The sequence below is a fragment of the Paenacidovorax caeni genome (assembly GCF_001298675.1).
Lineage (GTDB): Bacteria > Pseudomonadota > Gammaproteobacteria > Burkholderiales > Burkholderiaceae_C > Paenacidovorax > Paenacidovorax caeni.
In genome coordinates this window covers 41,973-58,509 of sequence record NZ_CYIG01000009.1, presented here as the reverse complement: position 1 = coordinate 58,509, position 16,537 = coordinate 41,973, and the positions used below count along the sequence as shown (strand labels likewise).

At 64.4% G+C, this 16,537-nt stretch carries 17 protein-coding genes; 5 read left to right on the top strand and 12 right to left on the bottom strand.

The features are described from left to right. Positions 1-38 precede the first annotated feature (38 nt). The 10 genes from BN2503_RS06135 to gyrA all read right to left on the bottom strand — a co-directional run bounded on the left by BN2503_RS06135 (position 39) and on the right by gyrA (position 12,041). Positions 39-407, bottom strand: coding sequence for a ComEA family DNA-binding protein (locus BN2503_RS06135; protein ID WP_074930092.1), 369 nt, complete (start codon positions 405-407; stop codon positions 39-41). 12 nt (positions 408-419) lie between these two features. Next, entirely contained in the window at positions 420-1,577 is a 1,158-nt protein-coding gene (gene lapB, locus BN2503_RS06130; RefSeq protein WP_054255766.1) for a lipopolysaccharide assembly protein LapB, read from the bottom strand. After that, positions 1,567-1,881, bottom strand: a complete 315-nt coding sequence (locus BN2503_RS06125) for a LapA family protein (protein WP_054255765.1) — start codon at positions 1,879-1,881, stop codon at positions 1,567-1,569. Before BN2503_RS06125 ends, lapB begins: the two co-directional genes overlap by 11 nt. A gap of 26 nt (positions 1,882-1,907) precedes the next feature. After that, positions 1,908-2,279: an integration host factor subunit beta gene (locus BN2503_RS06120; protein ID WP_411914287.1), complete on the bottom strand. Its 372-nt coding sequence runs from the start codon at positions 2,277-2,279 to the stop codon at positions 1,908-1,910. 21 nt (positions 2,280-2,300) lie between these two features. Beyond that, positions 2,301-3,989, bottom strand: coding sequence for a 30S ribosomal protein S1 (gene rpsA, locus BN2503_RS06115; protein ID WP_054255763.1), 1,689 nt, complete (start codon positions 3,987-3,989; stop codon positions 2,301-2,303). A gap of 160 nt (positions 3,990-4,149) precedes the next feature. Further along, positions 4,150-6,186, bottom strand: a complete 2,037-nt coding sequence (locus BN2503_RS06110) for a bifunctional 3-phosphoshikimate 1-carboxyvinyltransferase/cytidylate kinase (protein WP_054255762.1) — start codon at positions 6,184-6,186, stop codon at positions 4,150-4,152. Continuing rightward, positions 6,186-7,070, bottom strand: a complete 885-nt coding sequence (locus BN2503_RS06105) for a prephenate dehydrogenase (protein WP_054255761.1) — start codon at positions 7,068-7,070, stop codon at positions 6,186-6,188. Before BN2503_RS06105 ends, BN2503_RS06110 begins: the two co-directional genes overlap by 1 nt. Before the next feature lie 9 nt (positions 7,071-7,079). Continuing rightward, entirely contained in the window at positions 7,080-8,177 is a 1,098-nt protein-coding gene (pheA, locus tag BN2503_RS06100) for a prephenate dehydratase (protein ID WP_054255760.1), read from the bottom strand. Between the two features lie 9 nt (positions 8,178-8,186). After that, on the bottom strand, positions 8,187-9,296 hold the full coding sequence (serC, locus tag BN2503_RS06095) for a 3-phosphoserine/phosphohydroxythreonine transaminase (RefSeq protein WP_054255759.1): 1,110 nt from the start codon (positions 9,294-9,296) through the stop codon (positions 8,187-8,189). A 102-nt stretch (positions 9,297-9,398) separates the two neighbouring features. Continuing rightward, the gene (gyrA, locus tag BN2503_RS06090) at positions 9,399-12,041 is read right to left on the bottom strand and encodes a DNA gyrase subunit A (RefSeq protein ID WP_054255758.1); all 2,643 of its coding nucleotides are present in this window, start codon (positions 12,039-12,041) and stop codon (positions 9,399-9,401) included. Between the two features lie 241 nt (positions 12,042-12,282). Between gyrA and ompA the strand changes: the two genes are divergently transcribed. The 3 genes from ompA to BN2503_RS06075 all read left to right on the top strand — a co-directional run bounded on the left by ompA (position 12,283) and on the right by BN2503_RS06075 (position 14,587). Then, positions 12,283-12,918 carry an outer membrane protein OmpA gene (ompA, locus tag BN2503_RS06085; protein WP_054255757.1) on the top strand — a complete coding sequence of 212 codons (636 nt, stop codon included), beginning with the start codon at positions 12,283-12,285 and terminating at the stop codon, positions 12,916-12,918. 107 nt (positions 12,919-13,025) lie between these two features. Next, positions 13,026-14,117, top strand: coding sequence for an enoyl-CoA hydratase/isomerase family protein (locus BN2503_RS06080; protein ID WP_054255756.1), 1,092 nt, complete (start codon positions 13,026-13,028; stop codon positions 14,115-14,117). Next, positions 14,117-14,587, top strand: coding sequence for an acyl-CoA thioesterase (locus BN2503_RS06075; RefSeq protein ID WP_054255755.1), 471 nt, complete (start codon positions 14,117-14,119; stop codon positions 14,585-14,587). The genes BN2503_RS06080 and BN2503_RS06075 overlap by 1 nt, the downstream gene beginning before the upstream one ends. Positions 14,588-14,600: 13 nt before the next feature. On the opposite strand, the gene smpB is transcribed toward BN2503_RS06075, so the two are convergent. Then, a complete protein-coding gene (smpB, locus tag BN2503_RS06070) occupies positions 14,601-15,074 on the bottom strand; it encodes an SsrA-binding protein SmpB (RefSeq protein WP_054255754.1) in 474 nt (157 codons plus the stop codon). A gap of 129 nt (positions 15,075-15,203) precedes the next feature. Between smpB and BN2503_RS06065 the strand changes: the two genes are divergently transcribed. Both BN2503_RS06065 and BN2503_RS06060 read left to right on the top strand, forming a co-directional pair. After that, positions 15,204-15,644, top strand: a complete 441-nt coding sequence (locus tag BN2503_RS06065; protein ID WP_054255753.1) for a type II toxin-antitoxin system RatA family toxin — start codon at positions 15,204-15,206, stop codon at positions 15,642-15,644. Then, a complete protein-coding gene (locus tag BN2503_RS06060) occupies positions 15,637-15,963 on the top strand; it encodes an RnfH family protein (protein WP_054255752.1) in 327 nt (108 codons plus the stop codon). Before BN2503_RS06065 ends, BN2503_RS06060 begins: the two co-directional genes overlap by 8 nt. 12 nt (positions 15,964-15,975) lie before the next feature. Here the strand turns inward: BN2503_RS06060 and BN2503_RS06055 are convergent, their stop codons facing one another. Further along, positions 15,976-16,494, bottom strand: coding sequence for a DUF4124 domain-containing protein (locus BN2503_RS06055; RefSeq protein ID WP_054255751.1), 519 nt, complete (start codon positions 16,492-16,494; stop codon positions 15,976-15,978). Positions 16,495-16,537: the final 43 nt, after the last annotated feature.

Here is a 16,537-nt window from a genome sequence, read left to right as displayed (position 1 = left end):
GAGCAGATGCACGGCATTGGCCATGCGCCTGCGTGGGTTCATTGAAACTTCGGCATGGCAGGCTTTGGCGGTGCGGCAGGGGCGGCTGGGGCCTTGGGAATGGCCGGAACCCCTGGGGGCGTCGCCACGCCCTGGATCTGGTAGCTTTCGCCGTTGACGGTCAGCCCCTCGGCCGAGAGCTGGTAGGCCCGTGCGGGGCCGATGCCGGGCACGCGCAGAATGAATTCGTCCCAGTTGCGAAACGGTGCTTTCTCGCGTGCCGCGATGATGCGCGCGGTGAGGGATGGGCCCAGACCGCGTACGCCATCGAGTTCGGCCTCGGTGGCCTTGTTGGCCTCGACGGCGGCGCTGGCTGCGCCCAGCCACAGGAAGGCCAGGGCTGCGGTGACGAGATGGCGCAAGGACATGGTGTACTCCTTTTAAAGTTCTTCGACGCGGCGGGCCGGGTAGCTGTCCCAGCTCTGGCAGCCGGGGCATTGCCAGAAATGCTGGCGCGCCTCGAAACCACAGGCCGCACAGCGGTAGCGCATGAGCGGCTTGGCGGCTTGGTCGAGTGCACGTTGGATGGCGGGATGGAAATCCTCGTGCGCCAGGCGCTCGCCCGCCAGCCATTGCGTCGCAGCCACCAGGGAGGGTTCGTGCGCCAGGTGCAAGGCATAGCGCTCGCGCCCTGGGCGCTGGGCGTCGTCGCTGGTACGGTCCAGGGCCACCAGTGCTTCAAGCAGATCGAGCGAAGGGGCGCGTTCGTAGTTGCCTTCCAGCAGGGCCCGCGCTTCGTCGTTGCGCCCGCTGGCGGCGGCCGCTTCCAGCAGCAGCGAGGCCGCCAGGGGCAGCGCTGCCGGGGCCTGTCCTGCCAGGCGCATGAGGGTGTCGACGGCCGCGCTGCCGTGGCCTTGGCGCTGCTGCTGGCGTGCGCGCTCGATCAGCGGGCGGGGCGCTTGTGGCGCGACGGCATGGGCTTCGTCAAGCAGTCGTCCGGCCTTTACTTCGTCGCCCTGTGCGACCGCGGCCTGGGCCTGTTCGCACAGGTAGTGCGCCTGCCGCTGGCTGAAGTCGCCCTGGCCCGCCGCCTGAATCTTGGCCGCGATGGTGGCCGCCTGGGGCCAATCGCGCGTGCGCTCGTAGATCGCCAGCCGCGCCAGCCGCGCTTCGTGCTCGTAGGCAGTGCCTTCGAGCGGCTTGAGTGCGTCCTCGGCGCGGTCGAGCAGGCCCGCCTTGAGGAAGTCGAGCGCCAGGGCGTGCTGGGCACGGTCACGGTCGGCGCTGCTCAGGTCGCCGCGTGAGAGCAAATGTTCATGCACGCGCACGGCACGGTTGTATTCGCCGCGCCGCCGGAACAGGTTGCCCAGGGCGAAGTGCAGCTCCGACGTGTCTGGGTCATTCTGCACGGCTTCGATGAAAGCATCGATGGCCTGGTCCTGTTGCTCGTTCAGCAGGAAGTTCAGCCCCTTGAAGTAGGCCTTGGGTGCCTGCCGGTTCTCCAGGCGCAGCTGGCGCAGGTCGAAACGGGAGGCCCACCAGCCCAGCACGAAGGCCAGGGGGTGCCCCAGCAGGATCCAGCTCAGGTCAAATTCCATGGAGGGGTGGCTCGGCGGTCGTGGGGACGGAAGACGGCTCTGCAGTGCTGGATGGAGTGTCCGCTTGGCCTGCCGCCGCCTGCGCGCGCCGCGCCGCAGTGCGGTGGCGCCACCAGCGCGGCACCATGCCCAGTACGCCGACCACGACACCCAGCGCAAAGGCCGAGAGCACGACCAGCACCATGGGGGCACGCCATTGGGTGCCGAAGAAGAAATGCACGCTGGCGTCTTGCTGGTTGTTCAGCGCGAACGCGAAAAGCGTGAAAAAAATGGCTGCCTTGAGCAGCCACAGCAGATATTTCATGCGTCTCCCCAGTGGTGTCGGGGATTTTATGCGCCTGTTTCGGCGCTTTGCTGCGCCACCGATTCGCGCAGTGCCTTGCCGGGCTTGAAGTGGGGCACACGCTTTTCGGGAATCTGCACGGCTTCGCCGCTGCGCGGGTTGCGGCCCAGGCGGGGCGGGCGGTGCGTGACTGAGAAGCTGCCGAACCCCCGGATCTCGATGCGGTGCCCGCGCACCAGTGCATCGCCCACTGCGTCGAGGATGGTCTTGACGGCGTGTTCGGCGTCGCGGTGCGTGAGCTGGCCAAAGCGGGCGGCCAGTTCTTCAACGAGGTCGGATCGTGTCATGGCAGTTCGGTGCAGGGATGAAATGAAGACGGGCGCCCAGGAAGCCTGCGCGCCCGCCGCGAAGGGCCCCATTGTGCATGGGGCCGGGGTGGCTTACTTGTCGGAGCCGCCGTCCAGCTTGGCGCGCAGCAGGGCGCCCAGGCTGGTCGTTCCGGCGTTTTCCTTGGCCGACTGGGCCGACAGGGAAGCCATGGCGCCTTGCTCGTCGATCATGTCCTTTTGCTTGATCGACAGCTGGATGTTGCGCGTCTTGCGATCCACGTTCACCACCACGGCCGTCACTTCGTCGCCTTCCTTCAGCACGTTGCGGGCGTCTTCCACGCGGTCGCGGGAGATTTCCGAAGCGCGCAGGTAGCCCACGATGTCTTCGCCCAGGTCGATTTCAGCGCCACGGGCGTCCACGGTCTTGACCTTGCCGGTCACCGTCTGGCCCTTGTCGTTCACCGTCACGAAGGTGGTGAACGGATCGCTGTCGAGCTGCTTGATGCCCAGGGAGATACGCTCGCGGTCCACGTCCACGGCCAGCACGATGGCTTCGACTTCCTGGCCCTTCTTGTAGTTGCGCACGGCAGCTTCGCCGGTTTCGTTCCACGACAGGTCGGACAGGTGCACCAGGCCGTCAATACCGGCGGCCAGACCCACGAACACGCCGAAGTCGGTGATCGACTTGATCGGGCCCTTCACGCGGTCACCGCGCTTGGTGTTCTGGGCAAACTCTTGCCAGGGGTTGGCGCGGCACTGCTTCATGCCCAGGCTGATGCGGCGCTTGTCTTCGTCGATCTCGAGGACCATGACTTCGACTTCGTCACCCAGCGACACGAGCTTGGAAGGCGCCACGTTCTTGTTGGTCCAGTCCATTTCGGAAACGTGCACCAGACCTTCGATGCCGGGCTCGAGTTCCACGAACGCGCCGTAGTCGGCAATGTTCGTGACCTTGCCGAACAGGCGGGTGCCCGAGGGGTAGCGGCGAGCCACGCCCATCCAGGGATCGTCGCCCATCTGCTTGAGGCCCAGAGACACGCGGTTCTTCTCGGTGTCGAACTTGAGAATCTTGGCAGTGATCTCTTGACCTGCCGTGACCACCTCGGAGGGGTGACGCACGCGGCGCCATGCCATGTCGGTGATGTGCAGCAGGCCGTCGATGCCGCCCAGGTCCACGAACGCACCGTATTCGGTGATGTTCTTGACCACGCCTTGAACGATGGCGCCTTCCTTCAGCGTTTCCATCAGCTTGGCGCGCTCTTCGCCCATGGAGGCTTCCACCACGGCGCGGCGGCTCAGCACCACGTTGTTGCGCTTGCGGTCGAGCTTGATGACCTTGAATTCCAGGGTCTTGTTCTCGTAGGGGGTCAGATCCTTGATCGGGCGGGTGTCGATCAGCGAGCCGGGCAGGAAAGCGCGGATGCCGTTGACCAGCACCGTCAGGCCGCCCTTGACCTTGCCGGAAGTCGTGCCGGTGACGAACTCGCCAGATTCCAGCGCCTTCTCCAGGGCCAGCCAGGAAGCCAGGCGCTTGGCGGTGTCGCGCGACAGGATGGTGTCGCCGTAGCCGTTTTCGATGGAGCCGATGGCCACGGACACGAAGTCACCCACTTGGACTTCGATTTCGCCCTGGTCGTTCTTGAATTCGTCGATTGGCACATAGGCTTCAGACTTCAGGCCAGCGTTCACGACGACGAAGTTGTGCTCAACGCGCACGACTTCGGCGGTGATGACCTCGCCAGGACGCATTTCAGTGCGTTGCAGCGATTCTTCAAACAGGGCGGCAAAAGATTCGGACATGTGTTTCCTTGCTCGCACCACAGGTTTCCGGCAGCACCATTGCGGCCGTTTCTAGGGCTGTGGGCGAAGGGTTGCTTGTGGCTTGCACCACGGGTTAGGTTGATGAACCACACCGCCAGTGCGCCTGGGTGCAGCGCGGCAGGGGCGGTGTGGGCCGGTGTCAGCCCTGTGCCAGGTGGATGGCGAAAGGCTGGCGCTCCTCCCACCAAACAATCACCTGGGCAACGGTCTCGTCGATCGTCAGCCCGGAATTGTCCAGCAGCAGGGCGTCTTGCGCGGGTTTCAGGGGGGCCACCTTGCGGGATTGATCCTGCAGGTCGCGCGCCTCCAAGTCTGCGCGAAGGGCGTCGATATTAGCGTCAATTCCCTTGGCGAGCAACTGTTGGTGCCTCCGCTCGGCGCGGCAGGCAGCACTGGCGGTCATGAAAACTTTCAGCGGCGCCTGGGGAAAGATCACGGTGCCCATGTCGCGGCCATCGGCCACCAGGCCGGGCAGGCGGGCAAAGCCGTGCTGCAGATCGACCAGTGCCGCGCGCACGGCCGGCAGCGCCGAGATGCGTGAGGCGTTCATGCCCATGGCTTCGGTGCGGATGGCGTCGGTCACGTCGGCGCTGGCCAGCCAGATACGGCCATCAGCGAAGCGCACGGGCAGTGTGCGGGCCAGGTCGGCGAGCGCAGCCTCATGGGCCGGTGCGATGTCGATGCCCGCCTGCACGGCAGCCAGCGCCGTGATGCGGTACAGCGCACCGGAGTCGAGCAGCGCATAGCCCAGTTGCTGTGCCACTGCGGCTGCCACCGTGCCTTTGCCCGACGCGGTGGGGCCGTCGATACACAGCACCGGAATGTGGGCCTGTGCGGTCTGCACGACGGAGAACAGGGCTTCGAAGTAGTCCGGGAAGGTCTTGGCAACGCACTTGGGGTCTTCGATGCGCACCGGCAGGCACGCCGGGTTGAACGCAGCGAGCGAGAAACACATGGCGACGCGGTGGTCGTCGTAGGTGTGGATGCTGGCGGCCTTCCAGTCCTGGGGCGTTGCGGGCGGTGTGATGGCGATGAAGTCTGCGCCTTCTTCCACCGTGGCGCCGAGCTTGCGCAACTCAGTGGCCATGGCGGCGATGCGGTCGGTTTCCTTGACACGCCAGCTGGCAATGTTGCGCAGCCGTGTTGTGCCTTGGGCGTACAGCGCCATGGTGGCCAGGGTCATGGCCGCGTCTGGGATGTGGTTGCAGTCCAGGTCGATGGCACGCAGTGGCCAGGCGCCGCGCGCGACATGCAGCCAGTTCGGGCCGCCGGTGATGTCGGCGCCCATGGCGCGTGCTGCTTCAACGAAGCGGATGTCGCCCTGGATCGAGTCCAGGCCCACACCTTGGATCTTGATGCCATTTTGGCCCTCAGCGCTTGCTGAAAGCGCGCCAAGTGCTATGAAATAGCTAGCAGATGAGGCGTCTGCCTCGACGTGGATGCTGCCCGGCGACTGGTAGCGGCTACCGGCGGGAATGGTGAAGCGCTCCCAGCCTTGGCGCGCTACCTGGATGCCGAAGCGTGCTAGCAAGGCCAGGGTAATCTGGATGTAGGGCTTGGAAATCAGCTCGCCCACCACCTCGATGACCACGTCCTGCTCCCGCGCCACCAGTGGCAGCGCCAGCAGCAGCGCGGTGAGGAACTGGCTCGAGACGTCGCCGCGCACTGGGATCGGCGCCTGCAGCCGCAGCGCGGGCAGACCCGCGCCGTGGGCGATGCGCAGGGGAGGGAAACCCTCGTTGCCCAGATAGTCGATCTGGCAGCCAAGCTGGCGCAGTGCATCGACCAGGTCGCCGATCGGGCGCTCGTGCATGCGCGGTATGCCAGAGAGCGTGAATTCGCCACCGAGCAGTGCCAGCGCTGCGGTCAGCGGGCGCATGGCAGTGCCTGCGTTGCCGAGGAACAGCGCTGCCGGCGAGCGCGGTGGCTGGTCGCCCAGCCCGGTGATGCGCACCGTGGAGCCACCCGATTCATCGACGCCGCAGCCCAAGGCGCGCAGCCCGTCGAGCATGACCCGTGTGTCGTCGCTGGCCAGCAGGTCGTGCACCTCGGTGGTGCCCTGGCTCAGGGCGGCGAGCAGCAGCACGCGGTTGGAAATGCTCTTCGAGCCCGGCAGTTGGACGGTGCCGCCCGCTGTCAGCAACGGCGGCAGGTCAAGAAATGCGGTGCTGTACATCAGGCGGCTTTGTGTTTGCGCAGTGCGCCCATGCGCCAGTGCGCGCGGGTTTCGCTGGCCAGGGTGAGCATGTCTTCCAGGGACTGGTCGTCGTCTGCCTGAATGGCGTGCTCGAAGGCCTGCAGTGCTTCCTGGAACAAACGTGACTGCACCAGTACTTCTTCGCGGTTGGCGCGCAGGATGTCGCGCCACATCTTGGGATCGCTCGCGGCAATACGTGTGAAATCGCGAAAGCCCGTGCCGGCAAGAGACAGGATGTAGTCGCTGTTCTCCTGGCGGATCACGCTTTGCATCATGGCGAAGGCGAGCAGGTGCGGCAGGTGGCTCACGGCGGCGAAGGCCGCATCGTGTGCCTCCGGGGCCATGCTGGTGACGCGGCAGCCGAGCCGTGTCCACAGCTCTTCGGCGCAGCGCAGGTGGGCCGCGAGCGTGCGCTCGGTGGGCGTGAGGATGACCTGGCGCCCGGCGTACAGCTCGGGGTCGGCGTGTTCCACGCCGGAGACCTCGCGCCCCGCGATCGGGTGCGCGGGGACGAAGGAGCCGACCTGGTCGCGTAGTGCGCGGCGCGCGGCCTGCACCACGTCAGCCTTGGTCGAGCCCACGTCCATGACGAGCATCTGCGGGGTGACGAGGTGCTTGATGGATTTGAGCGTGGCCTCCGTCGCTGCAACGGGCACGGCGACCAGCACGATGTCGGCACCGGCCACGGCCAGCAGCGCCGAAGGGGCTTCGACATCAATCACGCCCAACTGGCGTGCACGGTCGGTGGTCGAGGGCGATTTGCTGTAGCCGACCACGCGCTTGACGAGGCCGGCCTTCTTCATGGCCAGGGCGAACGAGCCTCCCATGAGGCCGCAGCCGATCAGTCCGAGTTGTTCAAACATGGCTGCTCCTCAGGCTGAAACCGGGTAGGTGCCCAGCACCTTGTAGAAGGCGCACAGCTGCTGCAGCTCTTCCAGTGCGGCATGCACGTGCGACTGGGCCGGGTGGCCCTCGATGTCGATGTAGAAGTAATACTCCCACTGGCCGGTGCGCGCGGGGCGAGACTCAAAGCGCGTCATCGATACGCCATGCTTCTTCAGCGGCACCAGCAGGTCGTGCACTGCGCCGGGGCGGTTGGGCACGGAGATGATGAGGCTGGTGCAGTCTTTGCCCGAAGGCGCGGCCGTGGCCAGGGTGTGCGGCAGGCAGATGACGGCGAAACGCGTGCGGTTGTAGGCGTCGTCCTGGATGGCGTGGGCCACCACGTGCAGGCCGTACTGCTGGGCTGCGCGCTCGCTGGAGATGCTGGCCCAGGCCGGGTTGGTCGCGGCCAAGCGCGCGCCCTCGGCGTTGCTGGAGACCGGGCGGCGCTCGGCATGTGGCAGGTGCTTGGACAGCCAGCCCTGGCATTGCGCCAGTGCCTGCGGGTGGGCCAGCACGGCCTCGATGCCTTCGGCCGAGTTGCTGCTGCGCAGCAGGTTGTGACGTACCAGCAGGCTCACCTCGCCCACCACGTGGCAGGGGGTGTGCAAGAACATGTCGAGCGAGCGTGTGACCACGCCCTCGTTGGAGTTCTCGACGCCCACCACGCCGTACTGTGCGCTGCCGGCCGCCGTGGCGTGGAACACCTCGTCGAAGCTGTTGCAGTACATCAGGTCGGCGGCACCGCCGAAGTACTCAATGGCGGCCTGTTCGCAGAACGTGCCCTCGGGGCCAAGCACGGCGACGCGCTGGGGCGACTCGAGCGCCAGGCAGGCAGACATGATTTCGCGCCAGATGGCGGCAACGTGCGCGCCCTTGAGCGGCCCGGGGTTGGCGTGGGTGATCTTTTCGATCACCTGGGCCACGCGGTCGGGGCGGAAAAAGGGCGTTCCTTCGCGCTTCTTGACCTCGCCCACGCGCTCGGCCACGAGGGCACGCTGGTTGAGTAGGGTGAGCAGTTGCTGGTCGATGTTGTCGATCTGCACCCGCAGGCTGGCCAGATCGGGGGAGGCAAGGGGGGTGTTCATTCCGGGGCTTCAGGCGTGGAGGCGTTCAAAGTCTTGGAGGTAGTCCACCAGGGCCTGTACGCCTGCGATCGGCATGGCGTTATAGAGGCTGGCACGCATGCCGCCCACGGACTTATGGCCCTTGAGCTGCAGCAGGCCGCGTTCCTTGGCGCCCTGCAGGAAGGCGTCGTTGCGCGATTCGTCCTGCAGGAAGAACGGGACGTTCATGCGCGAGCGGCAGTGGGGTGCGACCTTGTTCACGTAGAACGGCGAACGGTCGATGAAGTCGTACAGCTGCTGGGCCTTGGCGATGTTGCGTGCCTGCATGGCCGCTACGCCGGTGAGCGCGCCTTCGCGTTGGCGCTTGAGCCACTGGAAGGTCAGGCCGGCCATGTAGATGCCCCAGGTGGGCGGGGTGTTGTACATGGATTGGTTCTCGGCGACGACACGGTAGTCGAACGCGCTCGGGCAGATGGGCAGGGCGTGGCCCAGCAGGTCTTCGCGCACGATGACCAGCGTCAGCCCGGCTGGGCCGATGTTTTTCTGCGCGCCACCGAAGGCCAGGCCGACGCGCTCCCATTGAACCGGGCGGGAGGCCACGTGCGAAGAGAAGTCGATGACCAGCGGCGCATCGCAGCCCAGTGCTTTCAGGTCGGGCAGCTCATGGAACTCGACACCGTGGATGGTTTCGTTGCTGCACAGGTGCACATAGCTGGCCCCGCGGCTGAGCTGCCACGACGCAGGGGCGGGCAGGGTGGTGAAGCCGTCTGCCTCGTTGGATGCAGCGGTGTGCACTTCGGCGGCGTACTTTTGCGCTTCCTTGCGCGACTTCTGGCTCCAGGAACCGGTGACGACGAAATCTACGGTGGCTGCGCGCGACAGGTTCAGCGGCACGATGGCGTTCTCGGCCAGGCCGCCGCCTTGCATGAACAGGATCTTGAATTCAGCGGGCACGGCCAGCAGCTCGCGCAGGTCGGCCTCGGCCTGTTCGCAGATGGAGATGAACTCCTTGCCGCGATGGCTCATCTCCATCACGCCCATGCCGCTGCCGTGCCAGTCGAGCATTTCGGCAGCAGCCTGCTGCAGCACTTCTTCAGGGATGGCCGCGGGGCCGGCGGAAAAGTTGTACGGGCGTGTCATGTTTTGTGTCTAATTGGCTTCCAGCCCTTGCTGGTAGCGCGCTGGCAGCTCTGCTTTTGATAGTGCGCGCGCCTGCCAGGGGCAAGCGTGCGCGGCTGGCGGTCAGGACTGCGGCGCTGGATCGCCGGGCGCTGCGGCCTCGTCGTCTGCGTCGCCTTCGTTGGCGTCGTTCTCCACGATGCGCTGCAGGCCACTGAGCTTGGCGCCCTCGTCGAGTGCAATCAGCGTAACGCCCTGCGTGGCGCGGCCCAGTTCGCGGATCTCGGCCACGCGCGTGCGTACCAGCACGCCGGTGTCGGTGATGAGCATGATCTCGTCGTCCGCATGCACCAGCGTGGCGGCAACGACCTTGCCGTTGCGTTCGCTTTGCTGAATGGCGATCATGCCCTTGGTGCCGCGGCCATGGCGCGTGTATTCAACGATGCTGGTGCGCTTGCCGTAGCCGTTTTCGGTGGCCGTCAGGACGCTCTGCGATTCGTCCTCGGCCACCAGCATGGCGATCACGCTCTGGCCATCTTCCAGTGTCATGCCGCGCACACCACGTGCCTGGCGGCCCAGCGGGCGCACGTCGTTCTCATCGAAGCGCACGGCTTTGCCGCCGTCGGAGAACAGCATCACGTCGTGCTGGCCGTCGGTCAGTGCGGCGCCAATGAGGTAGTCGCCGTCATCCAGGTTGACGGCAATGATGCCGGCCTTGCGTGGGTTGGAGAACTCGTCGAGCGCCGTCTTCTTCACGGTGCCCATGCTGGTCGCCATGAACACGTAGCGGTCTTGGGGGAAGCTGCGCATGTCACCGGTCAGCGGCAGCACCACGTTGATCTTCTCGCCCTCTTGCAGCGGGAACATGTTGACGATGGGGCGGCCGCGCGAGCCGCGCGAGCCCGCAGGCACTTCCCAGACCTTGAGCCAGTAAAGGCGCCCGCGGTTGGAGAAGCACAGGATGTAGTCGTGCGTGTTGGCGATGAAGAGCTGGTCGATCCAGTCGTCTTCCTTGGTCGCCGTGGCCTGCTTGCCACGTCCGCCGCGCTTTTGCGCCCGGTATTCGGACAGGGGCTGGCTCTTGATGTAGCCGGTATGCGAGAGCGTCACCACCATGTCGGTGGGGGTGATGAGGTCTTCGGTGGACAGGTCCTGCGCGCTGTACTCGATTTCGCTGCGGCGCGCGCCCAGCTTGGTCTGGCCGAACTCCTGGCGCACGGCAGTGAGCTCATCGCCAATGATGGTGGAGACGCGCTCGGGCTTAGCCAGAATGTCGAGCAGATCCTCGATGTGGGCCATGACCTCCTTGTACTCGGCCACGATCTTGTCCTGCTCCAGGCCCGTCAGGCGCTGCAGGCGCATTTGCAGGATTTCCTGCGCCTGGGTGTCGGACAGGCGGTACAGTCCGTCGCCCTGCATGCCGAATGCGCGCTCCAGGCCCTCGGGGCGGTAGTCATCGGCGTTCACCACGCCGCCGTCAGCGCGCGTGCGGGTGAGCATCTCGCGCACCAGCTGGCTGTCCCAAGCGCGCGTCATCAGTTCAGCCTTGGCCACGGGCGGTGTGGGCGATTCGCGGATGATGCGGATGAAATCGTCGATGTTGGCCAGCGCCACTGCCAGGCCTTCCAGCACGTGGCCGCGCTCGCGTGCCTTGCGCAGCTCGAACACGGTGCGCCGCGTCACCACCTCACGGCGGTGCTGCAGGAACACGGCGATCAATTCCTTCAGGTTGCACAGCTTGGGCTGGCCATCGACCAGCGCCACCATGTTCATGCCGAAGGTGTCCTGCAGCTGCGTTTGCTTGTACAGATTGTTCAGCACCACCTCTGGCACTTCGCCGCGCTTGAGTTCGATCACCAGGCGCATGCCGGACTTGTCCGACTCGTCCTGGATGTGGCTGATGCCTTCGAGCTTCTTCTCGTGCACCAACTCGGCCATGCGCTCCTGCAGCGTCTTCTTGTTCACCTGGTAAGGCAGCTCATCCACGATGATGGCTTGGCGCTGGCCTTTGTCGATGTCCTCGAAGTGCACTTTCGCGCGCATCACCACCTTACCGCGCCCCGTGCGGTAGCCATCCTTCACGCCGTTGATGCCGTAGATGATGCCTGCTGTGGGGAAGTCGGGCGCCGGGATAATTTCCATCAACTCGTCAATCGACGCTTCGGGATGGCGCAGCATGTGCAAGCAGGCGTCCACCACTTCGTTGAGGTTGTGCGGCGGGATATTGGTCGCCATGCCCACGGCAATGCCGGCCGAGCCGTTGACCAGCAGGTTCGGCAGGCGCGTGGGCAGTACCAGCGGTTCCTTCTCGCTGCCGTCGTAGTTGGGCCCGAAATCGACTGTTTCCTTGTCGATGTCGGCCAGCATCTCGTGGGCGATCTTCGATAGGCGGATTTCCGTGTAACGCATGGCGGCGGCGTTGTCGCCATCGACCGAGCCGAAGTTGCCCTGGCCATCGACCAGCATGTGGCGCAGCGAGAAATCCTGGGCCATGCGCACGATGGTGTCGTACACCGCGCTGTCGCCGTGCGGGTGGTACTTGCCGATGACATCGCCGACGATACGCGCCGATTTCTTGTAGGGGCGGTTCCAGTCGTTGTTCAGCTCGTGCATGGCGTACAGCACACGCCGGTGCACGGGCTTGAGGCCATCGCGCGCGTCGGGTAGCGCACGGCCCACGATCACGCTCATGGCGTAATCGAGATAGCTGCGGCGCATCTCCTCTTCGAGGCTGATGGGCAGGGTTTCTTTGGCAAACTGGGTCATGAAAGACGGTGCAATCGACGCGGGTAAAAGGCCATTTTAGAGGGAAGCGCATGTGGCGACTGCGCAACATATGGCGCCGAATGCGCTTTTGTCTTACGTAGCGCGCCCAGAGTGGTCACGTTTTCCGCTGTTACGTATGGCACAATCGTTTCAGCGTTTTTGGTGATGGTCACTGACAACGTCCCCCAACGTTACTTAATTTCGCAGCGCGGCTGCGGCTTTTTTCCCCAAGAGGAGAACCATGAAGAAACTCAACAAAGTGGCGATGTTGTTTGCCTCCGCCGTGATCGCAACCGCTGCTGGCGCCCAAACCGTCGACAACTGGAAGAACGGCTCTGGTGAGCTGGTCTGGAAGAACGGCACGAACGAACTGTGCTGGCGCGATGCCAGCTGGACGCCTGCTACGGCTGCTGAAGGCTGCGACGGCGCGCTGACCAAGGCTGCTGAGGCTGCTGCTCCGGCTGCTGCTCCGGCTGCTGCCAAGCCCGCACCCGCACCCGCACCCGCACCGGTGGCTTCCTCCAAGGTGACCTACGCTGCTGACGCTTTCTTCGATTTCGACAAGGCTGTGCTGAAGCCCGAAGGCAAGGCTAAGCTGGACGACCTGGTTTCCAAGGTCAAGGACATCAACCTGGAAGTCATCATCGCTGTGGGTCACACTGACTCCATCGGTACCGATGCATACAACCAGAAGCTGTCGGTGCGTCGTGCCGAAGCTGTGAAGGCTTATCTGGTGTCCAAGGGCATCGAAAAGAACCGCGTGTACACCGAAGGCAAGGGCAAGAAGCAGCCCGTGGCCGACAACAAGACCAAGGAAGGCCGCGCCAAGAACCGCCGCGTGGAAATCGAAGTGGTCGGTACCCGCGCCGCTAAGTAATCTTCCCGATTACGAAAAAAGCCCCGGTGACGGGGCTTTTTTTTATTTATGCCGGTATGGCTGGCAGCGCATTTTTGATTGAATGGCTTGGATAGGAAGGTACAACAATGATGGAGATGACGGGCGATGTGATCGCCGAAGTGCGTGGGCAGGTGGGCTGCATTACCCTCAGCCGGCCCAAGGCGTTGAATGCTTTGTCGCTGGGAATGGTGCGCGATTTGATGGCGACGCTGCTGGCCTGGCAGAACGATTCCCGCGTACTGGCGGTGGCGATTCGTGGCAGTAACAAAGAGGGGCCTTTCGGTGCGTTTTGCGCTGGAGGGGATATCCGCTTTCTGCACCAGGCCGGTAGCCAGGGCAACCCGCAGATCGAGGATTTCTTCACCGAGGAATACGCGCTCAACCACCTGATCCACCAGTACGGCAAGCCTTACATCGCCTTCATGGACGGTATCGTCATGGGCGGCGGCATGGGGATTTCCCAGGGCGGCAGTGTGCGCGTCGTGACCGAGCGCACCAAGATGGCGATGCCGGAAACGGCTATTGGCCTGTTCCCTGACGTCGGCGGCGGCTATTTCCTCTCGCGTTGCCCAGGGTATGTGGGGGAATGGCTGGCACTGACGGGGGAAACGATCGGTGCGGGCGATGCGGTGGCGTTCGGCTTGGCCGATGGCTGCATGCCCTCGGGCGAGCAGGCTGCTCTGTGGGAGCAGTTGGGAAGCCAGCACTTTGCTGACGGCAAGGCGGTGGAGCAGCTCGTTGCATCAAAATTTGTAGCTGCTGACGCACAGCACGCAAGCGCTAGAGCCGAAATTGACCAATATTTTGGTGCCGCCACCGTGGGGGACGTTGTGGCTGCACTTGAAGCATCTAACAGCGTCTGGGCGCAGGCTGCTGCAGTGACCCTGCGCAAGCGCTCGCCGCTGATGCTGCACGTGGTCCTCGAGCAGATTCGTCGCGCACGCGGTATCAGCCTGGCAGCCGACCTGCGCATGGAGCGCGATATGGTGCGTCACTGCTTCTACCTGCGTCCCGGCCAGAGCGAAACCCTTGAAGGGATTCGCGCCCTGGCGGTAGACAAGGACCATAGCCCGAAGTGGCAGCCGGCCCGGATCGAGGATGTGACGCCTGCCATGTGGCAGCCTTTCTTTGAAAGCCCCTGGCCAACCTACGCGCACCCTCTGGCAGGGCTGGCGTAATGTCCACGCCCAGCGGCACGGCAGACCTGCCGTGGGACTATCCCCAGCCGTTTGTCGTGCCGGTGGTGCCCGAGGCCACCGACATCGATGGCCTGCGCCATACCAACAACGCGATTTACGTGAATTGGTGCGAGATGGCCGGCTGGGCGCACTCTGAGGCCTTGGGGTTGTCGGTGGCCGACTATCAGCGGCTGAATCGCGCGATGGTCATCCGCAAGGCAGAGTACGAATACCTGCTGCCTTCGCTGCTGGGCCAGCAGTTGGCCTTGGGAACCTGGATCACTGCCAGTGACGGCAAGCTCACCATGGAGCGGCGCTTTCAGCTCATACGCGTGGCCGATCGCTCCGTCATCTTGCGGGGGCGCTGGGAGCTGGTGTGCGTAGAGCTTGACAGCGGCAGGCCGCGCCGCCTGCCCGAAGTGTTTGCCGCCGTGTATCTGCCTGTCTTGGTTGCCGGCGCGGGGGCGTGACTGTGCTGAGCTGTCAGCGGTGGCGGCTTTTCATGGCGCGCTCCACCTCGCGCTTGCCCTCGCGGTCTTTGATGGTGTCGCGCTTGTCGTGTTCGGCCTTGCCCTTGGCAAGCGCGATTTCGCATTTCACGCGGCCATCCTTCCAGTGCAGGTTCAGTGGGACCAAGGTGTAGCCCTTTTGCTCCACCTTGCCAATGAGCCGGCGTATTTCTTCCTTGTGCAACAGTAGCTTTTTGATGCGTGCGGCGTCGGGGCTGACGTGGGTGGATGCCGTCTTGAGCGGGTTGATTTGGCAGCCAATCAGGAACAGTTCTCCGTCCTTGATGATCACGTAGCCGTCGGTGAGTTGTACCTTGCCTTCACGCAGTGCCTTAACCTCCCAGCCGTGCAGCACCATGCCGGCCTCGTGGCGTTCTTCGAAGAAATAGTTGTAGGCCGCCTTCTTGTTGTCGGCGATGCGGGATGATGTGTCGGGTTTCTTGGCCATGTAGCAGGGTGTCTGGTGGTGTCGTCAGATGGTGGAAAAAGGCTTTCCTACAATCGGCACCTGATCTCCGATTCTAGATTCGCACACTGTGCCGTCCTGATGCATGGTGTTTGCGCTGCCGATACCTTCATGAAAACCGTCCATAAATCTGTCCTGATCTGGTATGCCCCTGAGGAAATGTTTGCACTGGTGACGGATGTTCAACATTACCCTGACTTCCTCCCCTGGTGCGACCACGCCAGGGTGGTGGAGCAGGATGGGCAGGGCATGACAGCGGAGGTGGGTATTGCAATGGGCGGGCTGCGCCAGGCCTTCGTTACACGCAACGTTCATGAAACAGGGCGACGCGTGCAGATGAACCTTGTTCGCGGCCCCTTTTCGCAGTTGCAAGGGGATTGGTATTTCCATCCGGTTGGAGATGGCCAGCAGCGTGCATGTCGGGTCGAGTTGATGCTGCGCTACGGCTTCGACAACAAGGCGTTGGCGGCGCTGGTGGGGCCGGTGTTTGATCGCATCGCAGCGTCCATGGTGGATGCCTTCATCAAGCGCGCCGAACAGGTCTATGGCTGAGATGGAACTGCGGGCCGTGGTCTGTGCCAGCCCGGCGGCGGGGCAGGTGCTGGAGGTGGAAGTGACCTTGCCCGCGGGGAGCCGTGTCGCCGATGCATTGGATGCGAGCGGCTTGATGCTGCCCTTGGATGCGCCGTGCGGCCTGTGGGGAGAGGCGGTGCCACGTGACGCTTTGCTGCGCGATGGCGACCGGGTGGAGGTCTACCGAGCCCTCACGGTCGACCCCAAGGTTGCCCGCCGCGAACGTTTCGTGCGCCAGGGTGCACGAAACGCGGGCCTGTTCGCACGCCGCCGCCCAGGGGGCAAGGCGGGCTATTGATGGCGGGCGGCTTCAACCGCCGGAGCCGCAGTTGGACGCGATGATGCCGTCAAGGCGCTGGATTTCCTGGGCCCGTGCAGCGTCGTCCACCACGATCTGCTCACCCTGGGCATTGGTCTGCACAATGCGGCGGCCCGATTCGTAGGTGGTTTTGGCACGGCGTGCGCGCTCGCAGTTGTCGGCGCGCACTTCGGCCTTGCGCTCCTCTTCGGCCTTGGCCTTGGCCGCTTCCTCAGCCTCTGCCTGGGCTTTCTTCTTTTCGAGTTCCTTGTCCTTGCCGCTGGGCTTGGGGGGCGCTGCGGCGGGGCTCGCACTGGTGGCTGACTGGGCCGCTGGTGCGGCCTGTGTTGGCGCTGCCGCCGGCGCACGCATATTGGGCTGGCGCAGGATGTTCTTGTCCGGAACGTCGGCTGGGGGCGGGCGGTCGCTGAAGACCTTGCGGCCATCCTTGTCGAGCCATTGCCACTGGGCCGTGGCGCTCAGGCAGAAGCAGCATGCCGCGGCTGCCAAGAGAAAGCGGTGCATTTTCATGGGGCCTCAGTGTATCTGGCACAGCCATTTTGCGGTGCGGGTA

Coding starts and splice junctions, on each gene's coding strand:
- BN2503_RS06120 (WP_411914287.1), bottom strand. CDS start 2,279: ATGGGGCCCTTCGCGGCGGGCGCGCAGGCTTCCTGGGCGCCCGTCTTC.
- ompA (WP_054255757.1), top strand. CDS start 12,283: ATGAAGAAACTCAACAAAGTGGCGATGTTGTTTGCCTCCGCCGTGATC.
- BN2503_RS06065 (WP_054255753.1), top strand. CDS start 15,204: ATGAAAACCGTCCATAAATCTGTCCTGATCTGGTATGCCCCTGAGGAA.
- BN2503_RS06075 (WP_054255755.1), top strand. CDS start 14,117: ATGTCCACGCCCAGCGGCACGGCAGACCTGCCGTGGGACTATCCCCAG.
- lapB (WP_054255766.1), bottom strand. CDS start 1,577: ATGGAATTTGACCTGAGCTGGATCCTGCTGGGGCACCCCCTGGCCTTC.
- rpsA (WP_054255763.1), bottom strand. CDS start 3,989: ATGTCCGAATCTTTTGCCGCCCTGTTTGAAGAATCGCTGCAACGCACT.
- BN2503_RS06060 (WP_054255752.1), top strand. CDS start 15,637: ATGGCTGAGATGGAACTGCGGGCCGTGGTCTGTGCCAGCCCGGCGGCG.
- BN2503_RS06105 (WP_054255761.1), bottom strand. CDS start 7,070: ATGTTTGAACAACTCGGACTGATCGGCTGCGGCCTCATGGGAGGCTCG.
- BN2503_RS06125 (WP_054255765.1), bottom strand. CDS start 1,881: ATGAAATATCTGCTGTGGCTGCTCAAGGCAGCCATTTTTTTCACGCTT.
- BN2503_RS06110 (WP_054255762.1), bottom strand. CDS start 6,186: ATGTACAGCACCGCATTTCTTGACCTGCCGCCGTTGCTGACAGCGGGC.
- gyrA (WP_054255758.1), bottom strand. CDS start 12,041: ATGACCCAGTTTGCCAAAGAAACCCTGCCCATCAGCCTCGAAGAGGAG.
- BN2503_RS06135 (WP_074930092.1), bottom strand. CDS start 407: ATGTCCTTGCGCCATCTCGTCACCGCAGCCCTGGCCTTCCTGTGGCTG.
- pheA (WP_054255760.1), bottom strand. CDS start 8,177: ATGAACACCCCCCTTGCCTCCCCCGATCTGGCCAGCCTGCGGGTGCAG.
- BN2503_RS06080 (WP_054255756.1), top strand. CDS start 13,026: ATGATGGAGATGACGGGCGATGTGATCGCCGAAGTGCGTGGGCAGGTG.
- serC (WP_054255759.1), bottom strand. CDS start 9,296: ATGACACGCCCGTACAACTTTTCCGCCGGCCCCGCGGCCATCCCTGAA.
- smpB (WP_054255754.1), bottom strand. CDS start 15,074: ATGGCCAAGAAACCCGACACATCATCCCGCATCGCCGACAACAAGAAG.
- BN2503_RS06055 (WP_054255751.1), bottom strand. CDS start 16,494: ATGAAAATGCACCGCTTTCTCTTGGCAGCCGCGGCATGCTGCTTCTGC.